Origin of the sequence: Bacillus sp. FSL R10-2201, assembly GCF_038008665.1 — a bacterium.
Taxonomy (GTDB): Bacteria; Bacillota; Bacilli; order Bacillales; family Bacillaceae_G; genus Bacillus_A; species Bacillus_A mycoides.
This window is the reverse complement of sequence record NZ_JBBOZP010000001.1, coordinates 4,122,676-4,148,540: the sequence shown is the minus strand read 5'-3', so window position 1 is coordinate 4,148,540 and position 25,865 is coordinate 4,122,676. Positions and strand designations below refer to the sequence as shown.

Sequence of the window (25,865 nt, the reverse complement as noted above, 5' to 3'; positions counted from 1 at the left end):
GGAGTCTTACTGCCCGCAAATAGCGGGATAAAAAGGTTCTCATAGGAGAGAACCTTTTAAAGTGGTAATAAAATTTGATTTGAACATGCTTCAATGTCATCAATATCTTGACGGATTGTTGCCATCTTATTATCGAGGTCTTCAGCTTTCATAGCAGCGTCATGTAGTTCATCTTTCAAATAGTCAGGTATATTTCCTTCATATTTGTAGTAAAGCTTATGTTCTAAACTTGCCCAAAAGTCCATGGCAAGTGTACGTAATTGAATTTCTGCAAAGACATCTTTCGTACCAGAATTTAGTGACAATGGATATTTAATAATCATATGCAAACTTTTATAGCCATTTCCTTTTGGATTAGCAATATAATCTTTTACTTCTACAATTTCCATATCTCCACGATTTTCAATAACTTCTTTTAAATGATAAATATCTTCTACAAAGCAACATGTAATACGGATGCCAATAATATCTTGTAATTGTGTTTGAGCATTTTCAACTGTTGGTGATAAGTTTTTACGCTCAAGCTTCCTAATGATACTTTCGGGTTGTTTAAGTCTTGTTTTTATATGTTCAAACGGGTTGTAGTCTTCTAAAAATTGAGCTTCCCGGTTCATAATTTCAAATTTAGTTTTTAACTCTTCTAAAGCGAATGTATAAGGTAATACAAAAGCTTTCCAGTAGTTAACTGTTGATTGGTTATATTCCATTTATATACACACCTTTTCTTATTTACAAGTGAAGTTGTTATTATACTAAACACCAAATCATGTAGGCGCAAGCAGCAAATGATGAGATCATAAAGCGATATTTAGTTTTCATCTTTTCAACCCCTTTCAAATGAAATTATATATGAATAAACGTCATTGTTAGTAATTTCACTATGTACAATTCCTATAGTAATAGATTCATGTGAAATTCGTATGAACTAATTGTTTCAGCTTTTTGTCTTTTTGCTAATGGTTTTTGGTTTTGTTTGTTATAATTACCTTAAATTGTAATAAAGGAGAGGGTATGATGAATCCAAAAGATAAAGAAAGAAAAGAGAAAGTGGCTCATATTATTGAAATTCCAGATGAATATAGGCTTGTTGTAGATGATCAAGAAGGAGTGGATGATCCTCATCATTTATTATGGTGGGGGCATAAAGAGGATGAGGAGAAACAGATACAAATTTCATTAAATAGGCATACTGGTAATTTATTTGAATTCAGGATAGATGATGAAAATTATTTTTCGAGTGATAAAGAAGCGATAGAGGAGAATAAGGCAAGAGAGATTGCAAATGTATTTATAAAAAAACATGTGGAAGAAGGATTAGAATTTTATACGTATGTGTCAGTTAAGGATGACTGGCGTGGTTGGAAAGAAATAAATTATATGCAGGAAGTGAATGGATATCCATTGCCGAATACAGGATGTGTTGTGCGAATTCATCCTTCAGGTAATGTTGTGCATTTTCATTACAATGGACAAAAAGCTATAGAGAAAAAACCGTTATGGCCAATTGAAATTGTTGAGGAGAACGTCGTTTTAGAAACTTTGAGAGCTAGACAAGATATGAGACTTGTATTTGTGGATTTAACACATTCTTCATGTAAATATGAAAATGGTGAGGAAGTAAAAGGCTATCATCTTGTATATGAACCAGAACCTAGTCATGCGTTTATTGATGCAAGTACAGGTAAAGATTTGTTTGACCCAGATCATTATAAATTGCCTCCAACTGTAGCTGTTGAAAAACCGAAAAAAGGTAGTCAACAAGATGATATATTCGATTTATTTGACTGGGATAAAGAAAGTTTTACAAAAGTGGCTGAGACAGAAAATGAAGATGGAATAAGGATGAAATTTGTTTCGAAAGAGGAATTACAAAAACAGAAAGAAGAAAAGAATCCATATTTAATGAATGAATTCTTTAAAAAGCATTTACCGATGTTAAAATATAATAATTTAGTTGGCATTACGATTGATAAATCAACCAATGAATTAATTGGTTTTATAAAACTGGCAGACGATAAAGAAGTAAAACAAATACTGTCTAGAGAGGAATGTTTACAAAAAGCACTTCAATTTTTAGAACATGTTATTCCAGATGTTACACAATATCTTCGCCTTTGGGATGAACGTGACGAAGATGAAGGGATTGAAAGATTTGTCTTTTCAGTATATGTGAATGAAATTCCGGTAGAGTATAGGGAATTCATGGTCAACATTAATACAGAAAATGGTGCTGTGATGCACTACTCGGGAAAACCTAGCAATATAATAGAAGAGTTACTTGCACATGAAACAGCACCAAAAGTAACAAAAGAAAAAGCGTTAGAAATATATAAAGAGGTCATTCGAGTAAAATTAGAATGGTGTATAGATCATGATGCAGAGGAAATGAAATATAAACTGCTGTATAAACAAACGAGGAGTGAAAATCATAAAGAATCCGTCGATTGTAGTCGGGAAATTCGTTACATAGATGCGCAGACTGGAGAGAAAATTTGGAGTGAATATTAGTAAAAGCCAATCGATACGTTTCGATTGGCTTTTACTATGTTTATAGAAAAATTTAATGATTAGCGTTGAGTGATTTAAGAATGCCATTAAGTTAAGAGTTCCATATTTACATCGTACAGACACAAACAACCTCATGCCCACATACACATAGTAAAGACCACTATTTTGGCGGAGGTGAAAGGTTTGAGTCTATTCGCCGCAATTGGATATATGGTTCGAGAAGTGTTTGTATTTGTTTCTTATGTGAAGAACAATGCGTTCCCGCAGCCGTTATCATCAGATGATGAGAGAAAGTACTTAGAGTTAATGGAGCAAGGTGATGCTCAAGCGAGAAATCTTTTAATTGAACATAATTTACGGCTTGTAGCTCATATTGTTAAGAAATTCGAAAACACTGGTGAAGATGCAGAAGATTTAATTTCAATTGGTACCATTGGGCTTATTAAAGCGATTGAAAGCTATTCAGCAGGGAAAGGAACTAAGCTTGCAACATATGCAGCACGCTGTATCGAAAATGAAATTTTGATGCATTTACGTGTGCTAAAGAAAACGAAAAAAGACGTTTCACTTCATGATCCGATTGGGCAAGATAAAGAGGGTAATGAAATATCACTTATTGATATATTAAAATCAGAATCTGAAGATGTAATTGATATGATTCAGCTTAGTATGGAGTTAGAAAAAATTAAAGAGTATATCGATATTTTGGACGAACGAGAGAAAGAAGTAATTGTGAAGCGTTTTGGACTTGGGCTTGATAAAGAGAAAACACAGAGGGAGATTGCGAAGGCACTCGGTATTTCAAGAAGCTACGTATCGCGAATTGAAAAGCGTGCTTTAATGAAAATGTTCCATGAATTTGTGCGGGCTGAGAAAGAGAAAAAAGCAAAAGAATAATGTGTATTGTAAGCAGCTACACTTTAAAAGTGGCTGCTTTTCTTTCGGGAAAACGGAAAGAAAACGAGCTGTTCTAAGAAGAAATACATGTTCACTGTTGAAAATGGCGGGTTCTATCTGTAATATTAGAAGGTGCTAAACAATTTAAGAATAAAAATTATACTTAGTTTTTCTTCGTGTATAACGAGACGGCTCCATTCTATATGTGGGAATAAGAACCAATGTTACATATGATATAGAGAGAAAAGAAGGGGAAACTAAAGTTATAGGCTGATTAGGAGGTTTCGTAATTTGCGACGGACATTATATCGACTTATGATCGAACTTACAAATGGTCGTTTTACTTCTTATATATTACGTAAATTTGCACAATCTCGTTTGAGCTCTATCATTATTCCATCGTATGTGAAAGTTTTTCAAATTAATCAAGATGAGATGGAAAAGGGTTTGAAGGAATATGGAACATTGCATGATTTATTTACACGTAGGCTAAAAGAAGGAAAGCGTAGTATTGATACTGATGCATCGAGTATCGTTAGTCCTGTTGATGGTGTTTTTGCTGATCAAGGTCCTATTGAGGATACAAAAACATTCGATATAAAAGGAAAGCGTTATTCAATTGTGGATATGCTAGGTAATGAAGAGCGTGCAAAGCGATATGCAGGCGGTACATATATGGTGATTTATTTGAGTCCAAGTCATTATCATCGCATTCATAGCCCGCTTTCTGGCTCTGTGACTGAAAGATTTGTACTCGGTAGAAAATCATATCCGGTAAATGCAGTGGGTATGGAGTATGGGAAAGAACCATTGTCAAAAAATTATCGCTCTGTTACAGAAGTAAATAGTGACGGCGAACATATGGCACTTGTAAAAGTAGGTGCTATGTTTGTTAATAGTATCGAGCTCCTTCATGAAAGAAGTACTGTTCAAAAAGGTGAAGAGATGGCATACTTTACATTTGGCTCAACAGTTGTTTTATTATTTGAAAAAGATATGATTAAAGCAGTGCAGGAATTGACAAGTGGGCAAGAGCTGCGTCTTGGTGAAAAAATTGCAACCCGAGTATCTCATAAGTAAAGAAAAGGTTTTATAATATACTTATGAAGCTCTAATTAAGAAATGTGGACAAAGATGCTTAATGAAGAAATCCCCTAGATGGGAGTACTTGTTTATTCGAGAGCCATCGCAGGATGGCTCTTTTTACAGGTCAATCAGCAATCTATATGTACTCAAGAAGATTTGACGAGCTTGTCCTCTAACGAGCGTCTAATAATTTCTTGTTTTATAAGTAAAATGAAGTCGGGATTTAATTTTAGTTCTTTTGCTTTATAATAAGACTCAGTGAGTAAATCAGTAGATAACTGTTCCATATGTTTTGTTTTCAAGGTGAGTCACCTCCTAATAATATAAGGATTGATTCGTTGTTGCATTTAATGTACCAAAAAAATATGACAGTCACAAACAAGAGGTTATCCACATAACTCAGTGGATAAAATGTGGATGGATTGTTAGTAAATTCCAAATTGACTGAAAAATTAACGTGGAAAGTGTGTACAAGTTTATCCACAGGTTATCTATCGAAAAATGTTGTCGAAAAATTTTATGAAAAATCCTCAAAGAGGTGAAAGAAATTGAAGTTATTTTTACCAAATGAATATGTGAAAAATATATATCATATTCAACCAGAAGATTTGAAAAAACGTGGAATTAAAGGAGTTATTACTGATTTAGATAACACTTTAATTGAATGGGATCGTCCAAACGCAACGCCACAGCTTGAAGAGTGGTTTTTGAAAATGAAAGAAAATGATATTCAAGTAACGGTCGTTTCAAATAACAACGAGCAACGCGTTAAAGACTTCGCTGACCCATTAGGTATTCCGTTTATTCATAGTGCGCGCAAACCGTTTGTTCGCGCATTTAAGCGTGCGATACATGAGATGCACCTGCAGCCAGATGAAGTTGTAGTAATTGGAGATCAGTTACTAACGGATGTGCTCGGCGGAAATCGTGTGGGACTTCATACAATTTTAGTTGTACCGGTAGCGCAAACGGACGGATTGGTGACACGATTTAATCGGAAAATTGAACGAAGAATTATGAGAAACATGAAGAAAAAAGGCTTAATTAACTGGGAGGAATAAAGTTTGACTGAAACAATTAAATGTATTGGTTGCGGTGTAGAAATTCAAACAGAAAATAAAAATGAAGTAGGATACGCTCCTGTATCATCTTTAGAAAAAGAACAAGTAATTTGCCAACGTTGTTTTCGTTTGAAACATTATAACGAAATTCAAGATGTATCTTTAACAGATGATGATTTCCTTCGTATTTTGAACGGAATTGGACAATCAGACGCACTAGTGGTTAAAATCGTAGATATTTTCGATTTCAATGGTAGCTGGTTACCGGGCTTACATCGTTTTGTAGGGAACAATAAAGTATTACTTGTAGGGAATAAGGCTGACTTAATTCCAAAGTCAGTTAAGCATGATAAAGTAAAACATTGGATGCGCTATAGTGCAAAGCAACTTGGTTTAAAACCAGAAGATGTCTTTTTAATTAGTGCAGCTAAAGGACAAGGAATCGCTGAACTTGCTGATGCAATTGAGCATTACCGCGAGGGTAAAGATGTTTATGTTGTTGGATGTACGAATGTTGGTAAATCAACATTTATTAATCGTATGATTAAAGAGTTTAGTGATGAGACTGAGAATGTAATTACAACATCACATTTCCCAGGAACAACGCTTGATTTAATTGATATCCCATTAGACGAAACGTCATCTTTATACGATACACCAGGTATTATTAATCATCATCAAATGGCGCATTATGTTGGGAAACAAAGCTTAAAGCTTATTACACCGACTACAGAAGTTAAGCCGATGGTATTCCAATTAAATGAAGAACAAACATTATTCTTTGGTGGATTAGCACGATTTGATTATGTAAGTGGGGGCCGTCGTGCATTCACTTGTCATTTCTCAAACCGTTTAACAATCCATCGTACAAAGCTTGAAAAGGCTGATGAATTGCACGAAAAACACGCTGGAGAATTATTGAATCCACCGACACCAGAAGAATTAGAAAATATGCCTAAGTTTGTGAAATATGAATTTAATATTCGTGAGCCGAAAACGGATGTTGTATTCTCTGGATTGGGCTGGGTTACTGTAAATGAATCAGGAGCGAAAATTGTTGCTCATGTACCAAAAGGAGTAAGTGTTTCATTACGTAAATCTTTAATTTAATATGGAGAGGGATTTATGAAACAATTATATGGTGTAATCGGAAATCCAATTGGACATTCATTATCACCCGTTATGCATAACGATGCATTTGAACACTTGAATATGGATGCCCATTACCATGCGTTTCTTGTAGAAGAAGCGCTAGGGGAAGCAGTAAAAGGTTTGAAAGCATTAGGTATTTCAGGATTTAATGTAACGACTCCGCACAAAGTTGCAATTATGGAGTACTTGGATGAGATTGCCCCGTTAGCAAGGCAAATCGGTGCGGTAAATACAGTAGTTCATCGAGATGGAAAATTGATTGGGTATAATACAGATGGAATTGGTTTTGTTCGTGCCCTGCAGTCAATTAGTGAAGATCCACTTCAAGAGAAACGTATTTTATTAATCGGTGCAGGTGGTGCTAGCCGAGCTATTTACTTCTCGCTTGCCGATGTAGGTGTGAAAGAAATTGATATTGCTAATCGTACGAGAGATAAGGCGAAAAACCTTATCTCTGGGTGCATGGCAAATGTTAATTCGCATGCTCTATCGTTAGAATGTGCAGCAGAAAATCAAGGGGAATATGATATTATCATCCAAACAACAACGATAGGTATGCATCCACATGTTGAGTATACGCCGCTGGAAATTCGTTCATTGAAACAAGGAACGATTGTTTCTGATATTATTTATAATCCATTTGAGACGAAAATTTTAGGCGATGCGAAAGAACAAGGTGCAATAATTCAAAATGGAATCGATATGTTCGTTTATCAAGGTGCACTTGCGTTTGAAATGTGGACAGGGTGTGTGCCGAATATTGATAGAATGAAACAATTAGTAATGAGAGAGCTTGGAGGCTAATTATATGTTAACAGGAAAACAAAAAAGATTTTTACGTGCAAAGGCACATCATTTAACACCGATTTTTCAAGTTGGAAAAGGTGGCGTGAATGAAAATATGGTGAAACAAATTGGAGAAGCATTAGAAGTTCGTGAACTATTTAAAGTGAGCGTATTACAAAACTGTGAATTTGATCGTAGTGAAGTTGCAGAAGAGCTTGCACAAGGTGCACGAGCTGAAATCGTTCAAGTAATCGGAAGCACAATTGTTTTATACAAAGAATCAAGAGAAAATAAGCAGATTAAGCTTCCTCGATAAAAGATATACGTGAGTTATTTCGTAATGGACGCTTGATATGTAGAAAGCGAAACCAATTGAACTTTTATTAACAGTGGGCTCTCTTCGAATTTGTATGGGGAGAGTTGCTGTATGTAAAAGGAAGGAGCGTTTCTTTTGAGAAAAATTGGCATTATTGGTGGCACGTTTGATCCACCTCATAATGGGCATTTGTTAATTGCAAATGAAGTGTATCATGCTTTAGGGTTGGAAGAGGTATGGTTTTTGCCGAATCAAGTTCCACCGCACAAGCAAGGACGTAACATTACGAGTGTGAAAAGTCGATTAAATATGCTGCAAATAGCGATTGAGGAAGAAGCATACTTTTCAATTTGTTTAGAAGAGCTAGACAGAGAAGGCCCATCTTATACGTACGATACTATGGTACAATTAACGGAGAAGTATCCGGATGTGCAGTTTCACTTTATTATTGGCGGAGACATGGTTGAGTATTTGCCGAAGTGGTATAACATTGAAAAGTTACTTAAGCTTGTGACTTTCGTTGGAGTTGCAAGACCAGGTTATACATTACATACGCCTTATGATATCGTAAAAGTGGAAATTCCGGAGTTTGCAGTTTCTTCTTCTCTGTTACGTGAGAGATATATGACGAAGAAAACGTGCAAATATTTACTCCCCGAAAAAGTACAGGTATATATCGAGAGGAATGGGTTGTATGAATCGTGAGGAAGCACTTAGTATTGTCAAACAACAAATGCATGAAAAACGTTATATACACACGGTTGGTGTAATGGAAACAGCGATTGAACTTGCCCGATTATATGGTGTAGATGAGAAAAAGGCAGAGACGGCTGCTATATTTCACGATTATGCAAAATGTAGAGCGATTCCAGAAATGGAAGAGATTATTAAGGGAGAAGCTTTGCCAAAGGATCTACTGCACTATAACAAAGAGTTATGGCATGCACCTGTTGGGGCATACTTAGTAGAAAAAGAAGTAGGCATTACTGATCCTGAAATTCTACAAGCTATTACATATCATACAAGTGGTCATGAAAAAATGACAATGTTAGATAAAGTTATTTATGTAGCAGATTACATTGAACCAGGACGTAAGTTTCCTGGTGTGGAAGAAGCGAGGAAACTCGCATATAAAGATATAAATCAAGCTTTACTGTTTGCTTTAAAGCGAACAATTCAATTTTTAATGGAAAAAGATCAAACGATTTATCCATTAACATTCCAAACATACAATGAAGTTATCAAGGAGGAAATTAATAAATGAAAGATAAAGAGTTATTAGTATTAGCGGCAAAAGCAGCTGATGATAAGAGAGCAGAAGATATGGTTGTACTAAATATGCAAGGTATTTCACCGATTGCAGACTATTTTATTATTTGTCACGGAAATTCAGACAAGCAAGTACAAGCAATTGCACGTGAAATTAAAGCGAAGGCACATGAGTTCGAAATTAACGTACAACGTATGGAAGGCTTTGATGAAGCGCGTTGGGTTTTAGTAGACCTTGGTGATGTGGTTGCTCATGTATTCCATAAAGATGAGCGTAATCACTATAATTTAGAGCGTCTATGGGGCGATGTGCCGCGTGAAGATATTGCAGATGAGCTAGATCAATGAAATACGAACAATTTGCTTTGCTGTATGACGAACTGATGAATGATGTCCCTTATGATAAATGGGTGGAATTCACAGAGGAAAGTTTACAACAGGCATCTATGAAAGAGGCAAGAATCCTTGACGTAGCATGTGGAACTGGTAACGTAACACTTCCGCTTGTGCGAAAAGGTTATGACTTAATTGGTGTAGATCTTTCGGAAGAAATGTTAACTGTCGCGCAGCAAAAATTGGGGGGAGAAGGCTATTTTATTCCTTTTTACCAACAAGACATGAGAGAACTCGATGTTCCTGGTGAATTTGATTGTGTGACAATCTTTTGTGACTCATTAAATTATGTATTGCAAGAAGATGGAGTGCAAGAAACATTTAGAAGAGTTTTCCACCATTTACGTCAGGATGGCTTGTTTTTATTCGATGTACACTCTTTATATAAAATACATCACGTATTTCAAAATGAAACATATACAGTGAACGGCGAAGAAATATCACTTATTTGGAACTGCTTCCCTGGAGAAGAATCAGATAGTGTGGAACATGATTTGACATTCTTTGTACAAGATTCAGAAGAAGATGTGTATCATCGTTTTGACGAATGTCACGTGCAACGTGCGTATTCAGTTGAAGTGTTAACAAAATGGCTTGAAGAAGCTGGGTTTACAGTGCTTCGCGTCACAGGTGACTTTGAACGAATTGAAGTGACAGAACAAACAGAGCGCATCTTTTTTATGGCGAAGAAGAATGGATAAAAGAAAAGCAACCGATAAGGTTGCTTTTCTTTTATAGAAAAGATGTAGTTTTAGTTCTAGAAAAATAAAAAGATGATATGTGTAAAGTGTAAAAATGCTAGTTTTAGTGAAAATGTAGTATGAAAAAGATAAGTATTAATAAAAAGGGTTTGGGATTACGATGGCGTATTTATTATGTGTGTTTATTGAATTGCTGCTCAACGCATTTTAAATCTTCATCAAATTTCTCATGTGTCCGTTCGATTAATTTATGAAACATATCCCCAACGTGCTCTTCTAAAATACGAATACCTTCTCCTGTAACACCGCCTTTAACGCATACCTTTTCTTGTAAAGTAGGTAATGTAAAAATTTCTTTTTCAAGTAATTTCCCCATTCCAATGACCATTTCACTTACTAAAGTAGTGGCTTCTTCATGTGTAATATTTGTTTTATCTACAGCAGCGTTAATGAAACATTGTAATAAATAACTAAAAAAAGCAGGGCCGCAGCTTGCTATATCAGATGAAACGCGCGTTATATCTTCTTCTATAACAAGGGGAGTAGAAATGTTTTTGAATAGACGAAGTAGTTTTTGTTGCCATTCTTCAGAGCAGTTATTTCCAAATGTAAATAGTGATGCGCCGGATAAGGCGCGGTTTGTGATGCTTGGAATGATACGAGCGACGTGGCAAGGTATAAGTGTTTCTAATTGTGATGGAGATATGGGGCTTGTGATAGAAACTAAGCAATCTTCGTCTGAAAAATGGTCAGCGTATTTTTGTAGAATAGGGTATATATCTATCGGTTTTACGCAAATGAAAATAAGCTGGGATTGTTCGATTACCTCTTGGATTGTTTTGGCTATATGAACAGAAGGGTATTTTTCTTTTATATGATATGCTTTGGCAGGCGTCCGATTAATAATAGTAAGGCACGAAGGTTTGACAGCACGGGTTTCTAAAAATGCATCGATTAGTATACTCCCCATGTTCCCTGTCCCTATAATTCCTATGTTCAATGTTTCATCCCTCCTTCGTAACAGCTTTCTCCTAAACAATATGAATGATGTTATAAATTTATGATTAGAGGTGTAAAATGATGTGGGATTTTCCGAAAAAATGGTTGGGATTAGTGGTTATTATTGGCACTTTGATTTTTCTTTTTTTCTGGAAAACGAATCAGCAAACAGAGCGATCGCTCGTTACAACGGAAGTTCAAGTGAAAGATGTGGAGAAAAAAAGTAAACCGAAAGTATTGGATGCAAAGGAGCAGAAAAAAATAATTATAATTGATGTGAAAGGGGCGGTTTTTAAAGAGGGTGTGTATGAAATGAAGGAAGGGGACCGGGTGAAGGAGGCGGTTGAAAAAGCTGGTGGTTTGTTGCCGGATGCAGATGTGAAGAAAGTGAATTTGGCGCAAATGGTCCAAGACCAAATGCTTCTTTATGTTCCTAACAAGAATGAGCCAGTGCAAGAAGGGGCTACTTTTTCAAAAAGCGAGGGTAAAGTGCAAATAAATACAGCTTCTAAAGAGCAACTTGAAAAAATAACAGGCATTGGTTCTCGGAAAGCGGAAAGTATTTTGAAATATCGAGAAGAACATGGTCTGTTTCAGAAAATAGAAGATTTATTAGAAATTGATGGGATTGGTGCGAAGTCTTTAGAGAAAATAAAAGATCAAATTATTATTCCATAAAAGATTGACGAAGTTTTTCTTTTTTCGCTACACTACAAGTAGACAAAAAAGAAGGTGAAAAATATGGAACGAATTTCATGGGATCAATATTTTATGACGCAAAGCCATCTACTATCTTTACGTAGTACATGTACAAGGCTTGCGGTAGGAGCGACAATCGTTCGTGATAAACGAATTATTGCTGGTGGATATAACGGTTCAATTAAAGGTGGTGTGCATTGTATAGACGATGGTTGCTATGTCATTGATAATCATTGCGTTCGTACAATTCATGCTGAAATGAATGCTTTATTGCAATGTGCGAAATTTGGTGCAAAAACAGAGGAAGCGGAAATTTATGTCACACATTTTCCTTGTTTGCAGTGCTGTAAGGCGATTATTCAAAGTGGTGTTACAGCGGTTTATTATGCACAGGACTATAAAAATCATCCGTATGCCGTAGAGTTATTTGAACAAGCGAGTGTAACAGTAAAGCACGTTCCGCTAGAATACGATATTACATCGCTAGAGGAACAAGAGCGTCATTTACAGCTAAAGGAATTATTCGCAGCTTTAGAAAAAGATAATTTATCAATGGAAGAATTACAGCGTGTATTCACTAAAGCGAAAATGATGCTATAAGGAGTGAGTATGAGTTGAATGGGCAATGGGGCTATGTTGCAATCTCGTTTATAATTGGGATTGCAATTACCTTTTCCGCATCGCATTTGTTGGCTGCTTGTTGTTTCGTTTGTTATGTTTTATTTTGTTTATATCGTACTTCGCGTAAAACCTTCATATTTTGTATAATAGCGTGTTTTAGTGGCGTTATGTACACCACGTATGTTCAGAGTCTAAATAAGCCGCTAGGGGAGTCCTATGAAGTTACACGAGGGGTCGTGCAAAATACACCTCTAATTAATGGGGATCGTCTCTCTTTTCAAATTGAAGATCAGAATAAAAACTTAGTGCAGTTAAATTATAAAATACAATCTGCTTCGGAAAAGAAGCAGTTGCAACAATTACATGTAGGTATATCGTGTACATTTAAAGGGGAGGTGAAAGAACCACAAACTGCCCGGAATTTTCATGTTTTTGATTATCGTAATTATTTATATCAGCAAAAAATACATTTTATATTTGATGTGACATACATTTCTGAATGTCACAAAACATCGTTGTCACTCGTGCAATGGATTTTCCTTCTCAGGCAACAAACAATCTCGAAAGTTACAGAAATGTTCCCGGAACAATCAGGTGCATTTATGAACGCATTATTATTTGGAGATCGACAACAAATGACGTTTGAAGTAGAAGAGCAATATCAACAATTTGGTCTTATACATTTGTTAGCAATTTCAGGATCGCATATCGTACTATTAATGGTTATAATGTATTTTGTTTTGCTAAGAAGTGGTGTGACGAAAGAGACAGCAACAGTATGCCTTATAGTTTGCATTCCTCTGTATATGATCATAGCTGGGGCGTCGCCATCTGTTGTGAGGGCTTCTATAACAGGAGTTTTATTATTGGTAGCTTTCATGTGCTCTGTTCGCTTATCTAGTCTAGACGCCTTAAGTATAACAGCTATATGTATGCTTATATACGATCCGTATCTTATTTTCAACATTGGATTTCAATTCTCATTTGTAGGTAGTTTTTCTTTACTACTATCTGCGCCGATATTATTAGGGCGTAGTAATGGGATAGTTCGAAATTCTATTTACATTTCTATAATTTCACAGCTCGCTAGTACCCCCATCTTGTTATATCATTTTGGTTATTTTTCTCCTTATAGCATTTTCCTCAATCTTATATATGTTCCTTTTCTATCCATTATTGTATTGCCGTGTAGCATCATTATTCTTATATGTATGCCGGTTATTCCATTTTTCGCAAAAGGAATTGCATATGTACTTTCACTATGTTTAACCATTTCTAATGATTTTCTAAGTTACTGTGAAAGTTTCCCTTTCATCCGACTTACTTTTGGTCAAACTCCTTTATTTCTTGTGGCTATATATTGTTTTAGTATCGTTAGTATATTTGTGATTTGGGAAAGGGTAATAACGAAAAAAAATTTGTGCATAGTTGTGGGTGTGTTTCTTTTTATTAGTACTTGTCATTATGTATATCCATATTTTCGCGAAAGTGGGAGTGTTACATTTCTTGATGTTGGACAGGGAGATGCGATATTAATTCGTCTTCCATACGATAAAGAGGTTTATCTTATTGATACAGGAGGAGCCCTTCCTGTCAAGAAGGAAGCGTGGCAACAGAAAAAGCATGAATTTTCTGTTGGGCATGATATTCTTGTTCCTTTTTTACAAAAAGAAGGTATAAAAACGATTGATAAATTAATTGTAACGCACGGAGATGCGGATCATATAGGTGCTGCGCTGGATTTGCTGTCATCTATTATTGTAAAAGAAGTTGTATTTGGGAGAAAGGAACAAGATGCTGTATTGGAAAAAGTGGTGAAGAAAAAGGCGTTAGAAAAGAGCATGAAGATAAGTGTAGTAGGAGAAGGGGAAGGTTGGAGGGTAAATGAAGCGGAATTTTTCGTATTAGCTCCAAAGGGGAAAGAAAAGGGAGAAAATGACTCTTCGATTGTACTATGGGCCAGACTAGGGGGACTAACATGGCTATTTACGGGTGATCTAGAAGAAGAAGGAGAAAAGTTTATAGTATCAACATATCCTGATTTGCGGGCTAATATTTTAAAAGTTGCCCACCATGGGAGTAAAACATCGTCTACAGATCCATTTTTAAGCCTTGTACAGCCTGCTGTAGCGATTATTTCTGTGGGGGAGCGTAATAGGTATGGGCACCCGCATAAGGAAGTTATAGAGCGTTTTAAGAAGATGGGTATTGATATATGGCGTACGGATAAGCAAGGTGCTATTTCCTATGTTTTTAATGGAGAAAAAGGAACCTTTCAAAGTAAAATCACATATGATGAAACACATAGAAGATGAAAAAAAGAAGACTGCCGTTAAGCGGCAGCCTTTAAGAACCGATGAATTTAATAACAGTTGCAATAATGAAAAGTGTTGCGAAAAAACCAAATGAGACGATAAATCCTACCCCTGAATCAATAGCGTCATTGCGTTTACTTTGAACGTTTTGTTCAAAATCATTCATTTAGAATCCCTCCCCAACATTCCATTTTAGTATAAAATATTGTCAGAAAAAAATCTACAATTTCCATATGAAGTGAAATAGAGTATTTGTATACTTTTTCTAGTTAGTTAAGTAGCGTGAATTTTTCATTTCCAATCATGTTAACAGTTGGCACTTATACTAAGATTATTATTGTAAATAATAAAGGGAAGGTGATTACCGCACACCAATAAGAAATCCGGGGCTTATTGCGTGGCGTTTTATATAAATAAAGGGGCGGGTTATAAAGACCGTCCCTTTGTACTTGTAAAACAAAAGCTAGGGCATTAGTATAAATATATATTGCTAAGTTAGGGAGTAGGAAAAAATATGAGTGATATACATAAGAAGATTAAAAAGAAACAGTTCGCTCCGTTGTATGTACTGTATGGAACGGAAGCTTATTTTATAAATGAAACGATAAAGCTTATTACAACGGAAGCGCTTGAAGAGGAAGATCGAGAGTTTAATGTTGTGACATACGATTTGGAAGAAGCGTATTTAGAAGATGTAGTTGAGGATGCGCATACGCTTCCTTTTTTTGGAGAGCGTAAAGTTATATTAATAAAATCACCACTATTTTTAACGGCACAAAAAGAAAAATTAGAACAAAATATAAAAATTTTAGAAGAATATATTGGGGAGCCATCTCCTTTTTCTATTCTTGTTTTTGTTGCGCCTTATGAAAAATTAGACGAACGAAAAAAAATTACAAAACTATTAAAGAAAACAGCGGATGTAATAGAAGCAAATGCGATGCAAGTGCAGGATGTTCAGAAGTGGATTGTTTCTCGTGCGGATGAGGTGCATGTGCATATTGATAATGCAGCTGTTAGTTTATTGTTAGAGCTTGTGGGAAGTAATGTAACAATGTTAGCGAAGGAAATGGACAAGTTAACGTTATACGTCGGTATGGGCGGAGAAATTATGCCAAAACTTGTCACGGAACTTGTGCCGAAATCTGTTGAGCAAAACGTGTTTGCTTTAACAGAAAAAGTGGTGAAAAAAGATATCGCTGGTGCGATGCAAATTTTAGACGGATTATTTACACAGCAGGAAGAACCGATTAAACTGCTCGCTTTATTAGTAAGTCAGTTCCGCTTGCTGCATCAAGTGAAAGAGTTGCAACAGCGTGGTTACGGACAAAATCAAATCGCGTCCCATATTGGTGTACATCCGTACCGGGTAAAGTTGGCGATGAATCAAACGAAGTTTTTCTCTTTTGAAGAATTAAAAAAAGTTATTATAGAATTGGCGGAAGCTGATTATAGTATGAAGACTGGAAAGATGGATAAGAAACTTGTGCTTGAGTTTTTCTTAATGCGGTTAAATCATATGTAGTGACACAAAAAAGTTCACGTACTTAGTACGTGAACTTTTTTGTGTATATAAAAAACGATCCGAATGGATCGTTTTTTAAACGCCTTACGCGTTTACTTGTTTCGCTAAGCGAGATTTTTGACGAGCTGCAGCGTTTTGGTGGATAAGACCTTTACGAGCTGCTTTGTCAAGTTTTTTAGAAGCAGTTTTGAAAGCTTCTTTAGCATTTTCAAGATCGTTATTAGTAACTAAAGTTTCTACAGTTTTAACAGCAGTACGCATGTCAGACTTGATAGAAGCGTTATGTGAACGACGCTCTTCGCTAAGTTTAGCGCGTTTGATAGCAGATTTGATGTTTGCCATACTTTTCACCTCCCTGGTGCAATCGAATGACTCGATTCTTACATAGAACAAGTGATATTTTATCAAACGGTGAAGAGAATTGCAATAGTATATCAATGAAATTTCACGTAAAGGAAAGAATGACCTAATATAACTTGGGGAAATCTAACGATATTTACTATGAATTACGGAGGAGATACGATGAAAGAACCATTAGATTTAAGTAAATATAGTGTTAGAACTGACCTTGCTGTAGAGGCGCACCAAATGCTACAAGAGCGCCAAGAAGAACAAAAAGGGATACAGGGAGTTATTGTAAAAGAGAGGGAAGAAGAGGGAGTTACAATTACAAAAGTAACTATTGATGAAATTGCATCTGAGTCGATGGGGAAAAAACCTGGAAGTTATTTAACTCTTGAGGTGCAAGGTATACGACAACAAGATACGGAACTTCAGCAAAAGGTAGAGCGTATTTTTGCAAAAGAATTTTCTTATTTCTTAGAAGAGGTTGGAGTTTCAAAAGAAGCGAGTTGTTTAATCGTAGGTCTTGGGAATTGGAATGTAACGCCGGATGCACTCGGACCGATAGTTATAGAGAACGTATTGGTGACGAGACATTTGTTTAAATTGCAGCCTGAAAGTGTGGAAGAGGGGTTTAGACCTGTTAGTGCCATTCGTCCAGGGGTAATGGGAATTACAGGGATTGAAACGAGCGATGTCATTTACGGAATTATTGAGAAGACAAAACCAGACTTTGTCATCGCAATTGATGCATTAGCTGCGCGTTCTATTGAACGAGTAAATAGTACGATACAAATTTCTGATACAGGAATTCATCCAGGATCTGGTGTTGGGAATAAGCGTAAGGAACTAAGTAAAGAAACATTAGGTATTCCTGTTATCGCAATTGGTGTGCCAACTGTGGTAGATGCTGTTTCGATTACGAGTGATACAATTGATTTTATTTTGAAACATTTTGGCCGGGAACTGAAAGAAGGGAACAAACCGTCACGCTCTTTATTGCCAGCAGGTTTTACATTTGGAGAAAAGAAAAAATTAACAGAAGAAGATATGCCAGATGAAAAGAGTCGAAATATGTTTTTAGGAGCTATTGGTACGTTAGAAGAAGAAGAAAAGAGAAAGTTAATTTATGAAGTGTTATCTCCTCTTGGTCATAATTTAATGGTAACTCCAAAAGAAGTAGATGCGTTTATTGAGGATATGGCAAATGTAATAGCCAGTGGTTTAAATGCAGCGCTGCATCATCAGATTGATCAGGATAATACAGGGGCATATACACATTGATGGAAAGAGGCAGAAATAGCTTGAGTCAATTTACGCTGTTATGTATATGCGGTACAGTCTTATGTTTGCTTATGATGATAGCTGGAGTGGGACTCGCTAATCATGGTCTAAAAAGTATGAAGGGATATCGTCAGCTGTCATATGAACAAATTGCTCATATGACAGGAACAGAAGGCACTGGGGCTGAATCGGAAATTTCGGGAGAGACGTTTTCGGCTATTGAAAAACAAAAACAGTTAGAAAGCTTAAGAAGTTTTAATGTTGTAGAAGGTATCGGTATGGCGATAGCAAGTGTTGCTCGTGATATGACAAAGTTTGGAACGGATATAGTTGTTGGGGCAATAAAAGGAATTTTTAGTTAAGGGTAGCGGGAAGGATGGTTGTCTTATGTTTGTAAGAGAGCTGTCTTTTAATTTGAAAAAGGTTTGTCTCTTATGGTTTGTTCGCATAAGATATAGATAGAGTGATTTGTATTGTAAGCAGCACGAGTTTTCATTGAATCTTTGCTGCTCTATTGATATAATCAGTGCTAGTGTATATTGGCGAGACTATTAGGAGTTGAGAACATAGATGAATAAAGAAGAAAGAGCAAAAAGACAGTCCAAAATTCGTAACTTCTCCATCATTGCTCACATTGACCACGGGAAATCAACGTTGGCAGACCGTATTTTGGAGAAAACAAACGCGTTGGCACAGCGCGAAATGAAGGCGCAATTGCTTGACTCTATGGAGTTGGAGCGTGAGCGTGGTATTACAATTAAATTAAATGCAGTACAACTAACGTATAAAGCGAAAGACGGTGAAGAGTATATTCTTCACTTAATCGATACTCCAGGACACGTCGACTTTACGTACGAAGTATCTCGTAGTTTAGCGGCTTGTGAAGGTGCAATTCTTGTAGTGGATGCAGCGCAAGGAATTGAGGCGCAAACATTAGCGAACGTATATTTAGCGCTTGATAATAATTTAGAAATTTTACCAGTTATTAATAAAATCGACTTACCAAGTGCAGACCCAGAACGCGTACGTCAAGAGGTAGAAGATGTAATTGGTTTAGATGCATCGGAAGCTGTACTTGCTTCAGCGAAAGCTGGCATTGGTATTGAAGAAATTTTAGAACAAATCGTTGAAAAGGTACCAGCTCCAACAGGTGATTCAGAAGAGCCGTTACAATGTATGATTTTCGATTCTTTATATGATCCGTACCGTGGTGTAATTGCATATATCCGTGTTGTAAATGGAACGGTAAAAGTTGGCGATAAAGTACGTATGATGGCAACTGGAAAAGAATTTGAAGTAACAGAAGTAGGTGTGTTTACACCGAAAACGACGCAACGTGACGAGTTAACAGTAGGTGATGTAGGTTTCTTGGCAGCATCTATTAAAAATGTAGGTGATACACGCGTAGGTGATACGATCACACATGCGAAACGTCCGGCTGCAGAGCCGTTAAAAGGGTATCGAAAATTAAACCCAATGGTATTCTGTGGTTTATATCCAATCGATTCTGCACGTTATAACGACTTACGTGATGCGTTAGAAAAACTAGAATTGAATGATTCTGCTCTTGAATTTGAGCCTGAAACATCTCAAGCTTTAGGTTTTGGTTTCCGTTGTGGTTTCTTAGGGCTTCTTCACATGGAGATTATTCAAGAACGTATTGAACGTGAATTCAAGATTGACTTAATTACAACAGCGCCAAGTGTTATTTATAAAGTGTATTTAACAAACGGTGAAGATTTTATTGTTGATAATCCATCTAATATGCCAGATCCACAGACTATCGATCGTGTAGAAGAGCCGTTTGTGAAGGCTGCAATTATGGTTCCGAATGACTATGTTGGAGCTGTAATGGAAATTTGCCAAGGGAAACGTGGAACGTTTATTGATATGCAATATTTAGATGAAACACGTGTTACATTGACATATGAAATCCCGTTATCAGAAATCGTATATGATTTCTTCGATCAATTGAAATCAAATACGAAAGGATATGCATCATTTGACTACGAGTTAATTGGTTATAAACCATCTAAACTTGTGAAAATGGATATTCTTTTAAATAATGAACAAGTGGATGCTTTATCATTTATTGTACATCGTGATTCAGCGTATGACCGTGGTAAAGTAATTGTAGAGAAATTAAAGAAATTAATTCCAAGACAACAGTTTGAAGTGCCAATTCAGGCGACTATCGGAAATAAAGTTGTATCTCGTTCTACAATTAAGGCGATGCGTAAAAACGTACTTGCAAAATGTTACGGTGGTGACATTTCTCGTAAGCGTAAACTTCTTGATAAGCAAAAAGAAGGTAAAAAACGTATGAAGTCTGTTGGTTCTGTAGAAGTGCCGCAAGAAGCATTCATGGCTGTACTGAAAATGGATGATAACTAATGGAGTGAACTATAATTAGTGGGGATTTTTCTATTCTTCGCTAATTATTAGCCCGCACCAATCGTGATAAAAGTAGAAGCCGTTCGTTCGGCTTCTTTTTTATATGCTACTTTTTAGACATCTTAGCATCTCTCATTTACAATAGTGAGAGAGCTTTTTAGTGATTGATATAGAGTTAGGAGACTATTAATGTCCGAAAATATTCGAAAAGATATTCGAGAGAAAATACAAAAAGGTAATTTTAATTGCGAAAAGGAACTGACGCTTTCTATAATTAGTGGGAAGTGGAAAGTTGTGATATTGTGGCACTTAGGTGTGGAAGGTCCGCATCGTTTTAGTGAATTGCAACGTCTGTTCCCGAGCATTTCTCATAAAGTGTTGTCAAATCAATTGAAAGAGTTAATGGAGGACGGGATTGTTGATCGAACGGTATACCCGGAAATTCCTCCGCGTGTTGAGTACTATATGACGGAATTAGGTATGTCGCTTTTACCGATCGTTGAAATGATGTATGATTGGGGAAAAATGCGAATGGAACAAATCCGTAATACAGTAGAGAAGTAAAGAATCCTCCGGAGTGCGGAGGTTTTCTTTTTAGAAAGGTAGGAGTTATATTTGGTACAAGCTGCATATATTCATATTCCATTTTGTCAGCATATTTGTCACTATTGTGATTTTAATAAAGTATTTATTGAACGCCAACCGGTTGATCAATACTTACAATATTTAGAGAAAGAAATAATAAATACGGTTCAAAAAGTACCGTTTGAAAGTATGAAAACGATTTTTGTTGGCGGAGGAACTCCGACAGCTTTAAATATGGAGCAAACAAAAAAACTACTCGACATCATTAACCGTCGTTTGCGTCCATTTGCGCCGAATTGTGAATTAACATTTGAAGCGAATCCAGGTGATTTACCGAAAGAGAAGTTGAACGTATTGCTAGAAGGTGGAGTAAACCGAATTAGTTTTGGTGTGCAAACGTTTCGTGATGAGCTACTTGAGAAGATTGGACGCAGGCATACGAGAGAAGATGCATTCGTAGCAATTCGAGAAGCGCAGGAAGTTGGTTTTACAAATATTAATGTAGATTTAATTTATGCTCTGCCAGGACAGACGATAGAAGATGTAAAGGAAACATTAGACATTGCCTTTACGCTTGGTGTACAACATTTCTCGGCATATTCCTTAATTGTGGAACCGAAAACCGTATTTTATAACTTAATGAATAAAGGGAAATTAAGACTTCCAGGTGAAGACCATGAAGCGAAAATGTACGAAATGGTAATGGATGAAATGGAGAAACATGGTTATAACCAGTATGAGATTAGTAACTTCTCAAAAGGTAATAATGAAAGTAGACATAATCTCACATACTGGAATAATGAAGAGTATTATGGATTTGGAGCTGGAGCGCATAGCTATGTGAACGGGGAACGAATTCAAAATGTAGGTCCGCTCAAGCAATATTTCACTAAAATTGATGAGACAGGATTTCCATATTTAGATGTTCATCCAGTGACAGAGAAAGAAAAAATGGAAGAAGAGTTGTTCTTAGGACTTCGAAAAACAAAAGGTGTTTCTAAGTTAGAATTCCAAAAGAAATTTAATGTGGAGATGGACCATGTTTTTGCAAAGCAGTTACAAAGTAATCAAGAACAAGGATTACTTGAAAACAGAGATGGACATGTTTGTTTAACGAGGAAAGGGAAACTATTAGGGAATGAAGTATTCCAGTCATTTTTGATTGATTAATTAAATGTGCCATAAGCGTGAAAAATTTTTGTTATTTCGTGACGTTTCCGTTGACAATTGAATGTCAATTTTGGTAAGTTATTAATAGATTTAGCACTCGAAGACAAAGAGTGCTAACAGAGGTGATGATGAGATGCTTACGGAACGTCAGCTCTTAATTTTACAAACAATTGTTGATGACTTTATTGGATCAGCGCAACCAGTTGGTTCGAGGACGTTGGCTAAGAAAGATGAAATTACGTTTAGTTCAGCTACTATTCGAAATGAAATGGCTGATTTAGAAGAATTAGGATTTATTGAAAAAACGCATAGTTCTTCTGGGCGTGTTCCTTCTGAAAAAGGATACCGATTTTATGTAGACCATCTTTTAGCGCCGCAAAACTTACCGACCGATGAAATTGTACAAATTAAAGATTTATTTGCTGAAAGAATTTTTGAAGCAGAAAAAATTGCGCAACAATCAGCTCAAATTTTATCAGAGCTTACGAATTATACGGCCATTGTTCTTGGTCCCAAATTGAGCACAAATAAACTTAAAAATGTACAAATTGTACCGCTTGATCGTCAAACAGCAGTCGCTATTATTGTAACAGATACAGGGCATGTGCAAAGTAAAACGATTACCGTTCCGGAATCTGTTGATTTATCAGATTTAGAAAAAATGGTTAATATTTTAAATGAAAAGCTATCTGGTATACCTATGGCAGAACTTCATAATAAAATCTTTAAAGAGATTGTTACAGTCTTGCGTGGGTATGTTCATAATTACGATAGTGCAATAAAAATGTTAGATGGTACATTTCAAGTCCCTTTATCGGAAAAGATATACTTTGGAGGAAAAGCAAATATGCTTTCGCAACCAGAGTTCCATGACATTCACAAAGTAAGATCTTTGCTGACGATGATTGATAATGAGGCTGCGTTTTATGACATTTTGCGTCATAAACAAGTCGGAATTCAAGTGAAAATTGGTAGAGAAAATTCTTCTACGGCAATGGAGGATTGCAGTTTGATTTCTGCAACGTATTCGATTGGAGAAGAGCAACTTGGAACAATTGCAATTTTAGGTCCGACGAGAATGCAATACTCTCGTGTAATTAGTTTACTGCAGTTATTTACAAGACAATTTACAGACGGACTTAAAAAGTAAATGAGAGTAATACATTCGCTCAAGTGATGAAATTTTCATTGCTGTGTGTAATATATAATGCTTAGGTAATCATGCTAAGCATGATACCTAATACCTTTTAAGGAGGTGAAAATTGTGGAAGAGCGTAACGAACAAGTGGTAGAAGAAGTGAAAGAAGCGCAAGTTGAAGAAGCTGTCACGCCAGAAAACAGTGAAAAAACTGTAGAAGAAAAAAGTGAGGCTGCTCTTTTACAAGAAAAAGTAGATGAGTTACAAGCGAAACTAACGGAAACGGAAGGTCGCACATTACGTCTACAAGCTGATTTTGAAAATTATAAGCGCCGTGTCCAAATGGATAAACAGGCTGCTGATAAATATAGAGCACAAAGTCTAGTTTCAGATATTTTGCCAGCTCTTGATAATTTTGAAAGAGCGATGCAAGTGGAAGCGACTGACGAGCAAACGAAATCCTTGTTACAAGGTATGGAAATGGTGCATCGTCAATTGCTAGAAGCGTTGACTAAAGAAGGTGTTGAAGCGATTGAAGCTGTTGGTAAACAGTTTGATCCGAATGAACACCAAGCTATTATGCAAGTGGAAGACAGTGAATTTGAATCAAACGCGGTAGTTGAAGAATTCCAAAAAGGTTATAAACTAAAAGACCGTGTGATTCGCCCATCAATGGTAAAAGTAAATCAATAATTTACATAAAAGTAGGAGGATTCGCCATGAGTAAAATTATCGGTATTGACTTAGGTACAACAAACTCTTGTGTAGCTGTTATGGAAGGTGGAGAACCAAAGGTTATCCCAAATCCAGAAGGAAACCGTACAACACCTTCTGTTGTAGCTTTCAAAAATGAAGAGCGTCAAGTTGGGGAAGTTGCGAAGCGTCAAGCAATTACAAACCCAAATACAATCATGTCTGTTAAACGTCATATGGGTACAGACTACAAAGTAGAAGTTGAAGGTAAAGATTTTACACCTCAAGAAATTTCTGCAATCATTTTACAAAACTTAAAAGCTTCTGCTGAAGCATACTTAGGTGAAACAGTAACGAAAGCTGTTATTACAGTACCTGCATACTTCAACGATGCAGAGCGTCAAGCAACGAAAGATGCTGGTCGTATCGCTGGTTTAGAAGTTGAGCGTATCATTAACGAACCAACAGCCGCAGCACTTGCTTACGGTTTAGAAAAACAAGATGAAGAGCAAAAAATCTTAGTATATGACTTAGGTGGCGGTACATTTGATGTATCTATCCTTGAGTTAGCAGACGGCACATTCGAAGTTATTTCAACTGCTGGTGACAACCGTCTTGGTGGAGATGACTTTGACCAAGTTATCATCGATCATTTAGTAGCTGAATTCAAAAAAGAAAATAGCATTGATTTAAGCCAAGATAAAATGGCACTTCAACGTCTGAAAGATGCAGCTGAAAAAGCGAAGAAAGATCTTTCTGGTGTAACACAAACACAAATTTCATTACCATTCATTAGTGCTGGAGCTGCTGGCCCATTACACTTAGAATTAACGTTAACAAGAGCTAAATTCGAAGAAATTTCAGCTGGTCTTGTTGAAAGAACATTAGAGCCAACTCGTCGTGCATTAAAAGACGCTGGTTTTGCTCCAAGCGAATTAGATAAAGTTATCCTTGTTGGTGGATCTACTCGTATCCCAGCTGTACAAGAAGCAATTAAACGTGAAACTGGTAAAGAGCCATACAAAGGTGTAAACCCAGATGAAGTTGTAGCATTAGGTGCTGCAGTTCAAGGTGGCGTACTTACTGGTGATGTAGAGGGCGTTCTATTATTAGACGTAACTCCACTTTCTTTAGGTATCGAAACTATGGGCGGTGTGTTCACGAAACTAATCGAGCGTAACACTACAATTCCGACAAGTAAGTCACAAGTATTCTCAACAGCTGCTGATAACCAACCAGCGGTAGACATTCACGTACTACAAGGTGAGCGTCCAATGTCAGCTGACAACAAAACGTTAGGTCGTTTCCAATTAACAGACCTTCCGCCAGCACCACGTGGAATTCCACAAATCGAAGTAACATTCGATATTGATGCGAACGGTATCGTTAACGTACGTGCAAAAGACTTAGGAACAAGCAAAGAGCAAACTATTACAATCCAATCTTCTTCAGGTCTTTCTGATGAAGAAGTAGATCGTATGGTACAAGAAGCTGAATCAAATGCTGATGCTGACCAAAAACGTAAGGAAGAAGTTGAACTTCGTAACGAAGCTGACCAACTTGTATTCCAAACAGACAAAGTTGTAAAAGATTTAGAAGGTAAAGTAGATGCAGCTGAAGTAGCGAAAGCAACGGAAGCGAAAGAAGCATTACAAGCGGCAATCGAGAAAAACGAACTTGAAGAAATCCGTGTGAAAAAAGATGCTCTTCAAGAAATCGTACAACAATTAACTGTTAAATTATACGAGCAAGCTCAAGCGGCTGCAGGGCAAGCAGAAGGTGCACAAGGAGCACAAGACGCTGGCGCGAAAAAAGATAATGTAGTAGACGCTGAGTTTGAAGAAGTAAAAGAAGACAAGTAATACAGTGAAATAAAATAAGTAAGATGACAAAAAGTCAAAGTCAAGCGTGCCTTGGCTTTGGCTTTTTTC

Annotated in this window: 28 protein-coding genes; 23 read left to right on the top strand and 5 right to left on the bottom strand. The window is 36.5% G+C overall.

The genetic code is table 11. The annotated features are described in order from the left end of the window. Positions 1–56: 56 nt before the first annotated feature. Positions 57–707: a GTP pyrophosphokinase gene (locus NSQ69_RS21460; protein ID WP_002015229.1), complete on the bottom strand. Its 651-nt coding sequence runs from the start codon at positions 705–707 to the stop codon at positions 57–59. A gap of 304 nt (positions 708–1,011) precedes the next feature. On the opposite strand from NSQ69_RS21460, the gene NSQ69_RS21455 reads away from it, so the two are divergent. The 3 genes from NSQ69_RS21455 (at position 1,012) to NSQ69_RS21445 (ending at position 4,485) form a co-directional block, all read left to right on the top strand. After that, entirely contained in the window at positions 1,012–2,508 is a 1,497-nt protein-coding gene (locus NSQ69_RS21455; RefSeq protein WP_063226534.1) for a YcdB/YcdC domain-containing protein, read from the top strand. 183 nt (positions 2,509–2,691) lie between these two features. Next, the gene (sigK, locus tag NSQ69_RS21450) at positions 2,692–3,405 is read left to right on the top strand and encodes an RNA polymerase sporulation sigma factor SigK (protein ID WP_000051382.1); all 714 of its coding nucleotides are present in this window, start codon (positions 2,692–2,694) and stop codon (positions 3,403–3,405) included. Between the two features lie 291 nt (positions 3,406–3,696). Then, a complete protein-coding gene (locus NSQ69_RS21445; RefSeq protein WP_002167650.1) occupies positions 3,697–4,485 on the top strand; it encodes a phosphatidylserine decarboxylase in 789 nt (262 codons plus the stop codon). A gap of 152 nt (positions 4,486–4,637) precedes the next feature. Here NSQ69_RS21445 and NSQ69_RS21440 read toward each other — a convergent pair whose 3' ends face one another. After that, positions 4,638–4,793 (bottom strand): sporulation histidine kinase inhibitor Sda, encoded by a 156-nt coding sequence (locus NSQ69_RS21440; protein WP_002015226.1) that lies wholly within the window; start codon positions 4,791–4,793, stop codon positions 4,638–4,640. Positions 4,794–5,039: 246 nt separating this feature from the next. On the opposite strand from NSQ69_RS21440, the gene NSQ69_RS21435 reads away from it, so the two are divergent. The 8 genes from NSQ69_RS21435 to NSQ69_RS21400 all read left to right on the top strand — a co-directional run bounded on the left by NSQ69_RS21435 (position 5,040) and on the right by NSQ69_RS21400 (position 10,169). Next, positions 5,040–5,552 carry a YqeG family HAD IIIA-type phosphatase gene (locus NSQ69_RS21435; protein WP_002015225.1) on the top strand — a complete coding sequence of 171 codons (513 nt, stop codon included), beginning with the start codon at positions 5,040–5,042 and terminating at the stop codon, positions 5,550–5,552. A gap of 3 nt (positions 5,553–5,555) precedes the next feature. Next, positions 5,556–6,662: a ribosome biogenesis GTPase YqeH gene (yqeH, locus tag NSQ69_RS21430; protein ID WP_002167651.1), complete on the top strand. Its 1,107-nt coding sequence runs from the start codon at positions 5,556–5,558 to the stop codon at positions 6,660–6,662. A 15-nt stretch (positions 6,663–6,677) separates the two neighbouring features. Next, complete coding sequence (gene aroE, locus NSQ69_RS21425) at positions 6,678–7,508, top strand: shikimate dehydrogenase (protein WP_341099651.1); 831 nt, start codon at positions 6,678–6,680, stop codon at positions 7,506–7,508. Between the two features lie 4 nt (positions 7,509–7,512). Then, on the top strand, positions 7,513–7,806 hold the full coding sequence (gene yhbY, locus NSQ69_RS21420; protein WP_002015220.1) for a ribosome assembly RNA-binding protein YhbY: 294 nt from the start codon (positions 7,513–7,515) through the stop codon (positions 7,804–7,806). A gap of 135 nt (positions 7,807–7,941) precedes the next feature. Further along, entirely contained in the window at positions 7,942–8,511 is a 570-nt protein-coding gene (locus tag NSQ69_RS21415) for a nicotinate-nucleotide adenylyltransferase (RefSeq protein WP_002015218.1), read from the top strand. Continuing rightward, the gene (gene yqeK / locus NSQ69_RS21410) at positions 8,501–9,070 is read left to right on the top strand and encodes a bis(5'-nucleosyl)-tetraphosphatase (symmetrical) YqeK (protein ID WP_002129163.1); all 570 of its coding nucleotides are present in this window, start codon (positions 8,501–8,503) and stop codon (positions 9,068–9,070) included. Before NSQ69_RS21415 ends, yqeK begins: the two co-directional genes overlap by 11 nt. Then, entirely contained in the window at positions 9,067–9,423 is a 357-nt protein-coding gene (gene rsfS / locus NSQ69_RS21405; protein WP_000653209.1) for a ribosome silencing factor, read from the top strand. The genes yqeK and rsfS overlap by 4 nt, the downstream gene beginning before the upstream one ends. Next, complete coding sequence (locus NSQ69_RS21400) at positions 9,420–10,169, top strand: class I SAM-dependent DNA methyltransferase (protein ID WP_002088700.1); 750 nt, start codon at positions 9,420–9,422, stop codon at positions 10,167–10,169. Before rsfS ends, NSQ69_RS21400 begins: the two co-directional genes overlap by 4 nt. Positions 10,170–10,341: 172 nt before the next feature. Here the strand turns inward: NSQ69_RS21400 and comER are convergent, their stop codons facing one another. Then, the gene (gene comER, locus NSQ69_RS21395; RefSeq protein WP_002129160.1) at positions 10,342–11,169 is read right to left on the bottom strand and encodes a late competence protein ComER; all 828 of its coding nucleotides are present in this window, start codon (positions 11,167–11,169) and stop codon (positions 10,342–10,344) included. A gap of 77 nt (positions 11,170–11,246) precedes the next feature. Between comER and NSQ69_RS21390 the strand changes: the two genes are divergently transcribed. The 3 genes from NSQ69_RS21390 to NSQ69_RS21380 all read left to right on the top strand — a co-directional run bounded on the left by NSQ69_RS21390 (position 11,247) and on the right by NSQ69_RS21380 (position 14,803). Continuing rightward, complete coding sequence (locus NSQ69_RS21390) at positions 11,247–11,846, top strand: helix-hairpin-helix domain-containing protein (protein ID WP_002015211.1); 600 nt, start codon at positions 11,247–11,249, stop codon at positions 11,844–11,846. A 63-nt stretch (positions 11,847–11,909) separates the two neighbouring features. Further along, positions 11,910–12,467, top strand: coding sequence for a ComE operon protein 2 (locus NSQ69_RS21385; RefSeq protein WP_002088698.1), 558 nt, complete (start codon positions 11,910–11,912; stop codon positions 12,465–12,467). A 14-nt stretch (positions 12,468–12,481) separates the two neighbouring features. Next, entirely contained in the window at positions 12,482–14,803 is a 2,322-nt protein-coding gene (locus NSQ69_RS21380) for a DNA internalization-related competence protein ComEC/Rec2 (RefSeq protein WP_063226531.1), read from the top strand. 31 nt (positions 14,804–14,834) lie between these two features. Here NSQ69_RS21380 and NSQ69_RS21375 read toward each other — a convergent pair whose 3' ends face one another. Next, positions 14,835–14,969, bottom strand: a complete 135-nt coding sequence (locus NSQ69_RS21375) for a YqzM family protein (protein ID WP_000997609.1) — start codon at positions 14,967–14,969, stop codon at positions 14,835–14,837. A gap of 348 nt (positions 14,970–15,317) precedes the next feature. Here NSQ69_RS21375 and holA point away from each other — a divergent pair, with 348 nt between their 5' ends. Continuing rightward, a complete protein-coding gene (gene holA / locus NSQ69_RS21370) occupies positions 15,318–16,328 on the top strand; it encodes a DNA polymerase III subunit delta (protein ID WP_002167654.1) in 1,011 nt (336 codons plus the stop codon). An 84-nt stretch (positions 16,329–16,412) separates the two neighbouring features. On the opposite strand, the gene rpsT is transcribed toward holA, so the two are convergent. Continuing rightward, positions 16,413–16,670: a 30S ribosomal protein S20 gene (rpsT, locus tag NSQ69_RS21365; protein WP_002088694.1), complete on the bottom strand. Its 258-nt coding sequence runs from the start codon at positions 16,668–16,670 to the stop codon at positions 16,413–16,415. 180 nt (positions 16,671–16,850) lie between these two features. On the opposite strand from rpsT, the gene gpr reads away from it, so the two are divergent. The 8 genes from gpr to dnaK all read left to right on the top strand — a co-directional run bounded on the left by gpr (position 16,851) and on the right by dnaK (position 25,796). Continuing rightward, positions 16,851–17,954, top strand: a complete 1,104-nt coding sequence (gene gpr / locus NSQ69_RS21360) for a GPR endopeptidase (protein WP_341099650.1) — start codon at positions 16,851–16,853, stop codon at positions 17,952–17,954. After that, a complete protein-coding gene (locus NSQ69_RS21355) occupies positions 17,954–18,316 on the top strand; it encodes a YqxA family protein (RefSeq protein ID WP_033707987.1) in 363 nt (120 codons plus the stop codon). Before gpr ends, NSQ69_RS21355 begins: the two co-directional genes overlap by 1 nt. Positions 18,317–18,524: 208 nt before the next feature. Next, positions 18,525–20,348 carry an elongation factor 4 gene (gene lepA, locus NSQ69_RS21350; protein ID WP_002015204.1) on the top strand — a complete coding sequence of 608 codons (1,824 nt, stop codon included), beginning with the start codon at positions 18,525–18,527 and terminating at the stop codon, positions 20,346–20,348. Between the two features lie 189 nt (positions 20,349–20,537). Further along, positions 20,538–20,912 carry a winged helix-turn-helix transcriptional regulator gene (locus NSQ69_RS21345; RefSeq protein WP_002015203.1) on the top strand — a complete coding sequence of 125 codons (375 nt, stop codon included), beginning with the start codon at positions 20,538–20,540 and terminating at the stop codon, positions 20,910–20,912. Positions 20,913–20,963: 51 nt separating this feature from the next. After that, the gene (gene hemW, locus NSQ69_RS21340) at positions 20,964–22,103 is read left to right on the top strand and encodes a radical SAM family heme chaperone HemW (protein ID WP_002015202.1); all 1,140 of its coding nucleotides are present in this window, start codon (positions 20,964–20,966) and stop codon (positions 22,101–22,103) included. Between the two features lie 133 nt (positions 22,104–22,236). Continuing rightward, positions 22,237–23,253, top strand: a complete 1,017-nt coding sequence (gene hrcA, locus NSQ69_RS21335) for a heat-inducible transcriptional repressor HrcA (RefSeq protein WP_002015201.1) — start codon at positions 22,237–22,239, stop codon at positions 23,251–23,253. Positions 23,254–23,367: 114 nt separating this feature from the next. After that, complete coding sequence (gene grpE, locus NSQ69_RS21330) at positions 23,368–23,934, top strand: nucleotide exchange factor GrpE (protein WP_000392715.1); 567 nt, start codon at positions 23,368–23,370, stop codon at positions 23,932–23,934. A 26-nt stretch (positions 23,935–23,960) separates the two neighbouring features. After that, on the top strand, positions 23,961–25,796 hold the full coding sequence (gene dnaK, locus NSQ69_RS21325; RefSeq protein ID WP_002015198.1) for a chaperone protein DnaK: 1,836 nt from the start codon (positions 23,961–23,963) through the stop codon (positions 25,794–25,796). Positions 25,797–25,865 lie beyond the last annotated feature (69 nt).

Coding starts and splice junctions, on each gene's coding strand:
- rsfS (WP_000653209.1), top strand. CDS start 9,067: ATGAAAGATAAAGAGTTATTAGTATTAGCGGCAAAAGCAGCTGATGAT.
- NSQ69_RS21385 (WP_002088698.1), top strand. CDS start 11,910: ATGGAACGAATTTCATGGGATCAATATTTTATGACGCAAAGCCATCTA.
- hrcA (WP_002015201.1), top strand. CDS start 22,237: ATGCTTACGGAACGTCAGCTCTTAATTTTACAAACAATTGTTGATGAC.
- NSQ69_RS21375 (WP_000997609.1), bottom strand. CDS start 14,969: ATGAATGATTTTGAACAAAACGTTCAAAGTAAACGCAATGACGCTATT.
- yqeK (WP_002129163.1), top strand. CDS start 8,501: ATGAATCGTGAGGAAGCACTTAGTATTGTCAAACAACAAATGCATGAA.
- NSQ69_RS21400 (WP_002088700.1), top strand. CDS start 9,420: ATGAAATACGAACAATTTGCTTTGCTGTATGACGAACTGATGAATGAT.
- NSQ69_RS21390 (WP_002015211.1), top strand. CDS start 11,247: ATGATGTGGGATTTTCCGAAAAAATGGTTGGGATTAGTGGTTATTATT.
- aroE (WP_341099651.1), top strand. CDS start 6,678: ATGAAACAATTATATGGTGTAATCGGAAATCCAATTGGACATTCATTA.
- NSQ69_RS21345 (WP_002015203.1), top strand. CDS start 20,538: ATGTCCGAAAATATTCGAAAAGATATTCGAGAGAAAATACAAAAAGGT.
- dnaK (WP_002015198.1), top strand. CDS start 23,961: ATGAGTAAAATTATCGGTATTGACTTAGGTACAACAAACTCTTGTGTA.
- lepA (WP_002015204.1), top strand. CDS start 18,525: ATGAATAAAGAAGAAAGAGCAAAAAGACAGTCCAAAATTCGTAACTTC.
- yhbY (WP_002015220.1), top strand. CDS start 7,513: ATGTTAACAGGAAAACAAAAAAGATTTTTACGTGCAAAGGCACATCAT.
- rpsT (WP_002088694.1), bottom strand. CDS start 16,670: ATGGCAAACATCAAATCTGCTATCAAACGCGCTAAACTTAGCGAAGAG.
- NSQ69_RS21455 (WP_063226534.1), top strand. CDS start 1,012: ATGATGAATCCAAAAGATAAAGAAAGAAAAGAGAAAGTGGCTCATATT.
- gpr (WP_341099650.1), top strand. CDS start 16,851: ATGAAAGAACCATTAGATTTAAGTAAATATAGTGTTAGAACTGACCTT.
- holA (WP_002167654.1), top strand. CDS start 15,318: ATGAGTGATATACATAAGAAGATTAAAAAGAAACAGTTCGCTCCGTTG.
- NSQ69_RS21355 (WP_033707987.1), top strand. CDS start 17,954: ATGGAAAGAGGCAGAAATAGCTTGAGTCAATTTACGCTGTTATGTATA.
- NSQ69_RS21460 (WP_002015229.1), bottom strand. CDS start 707: ATGGAATATAACCAATCAACAGTTAACTACTGGAAAGCTTTTGTATTA.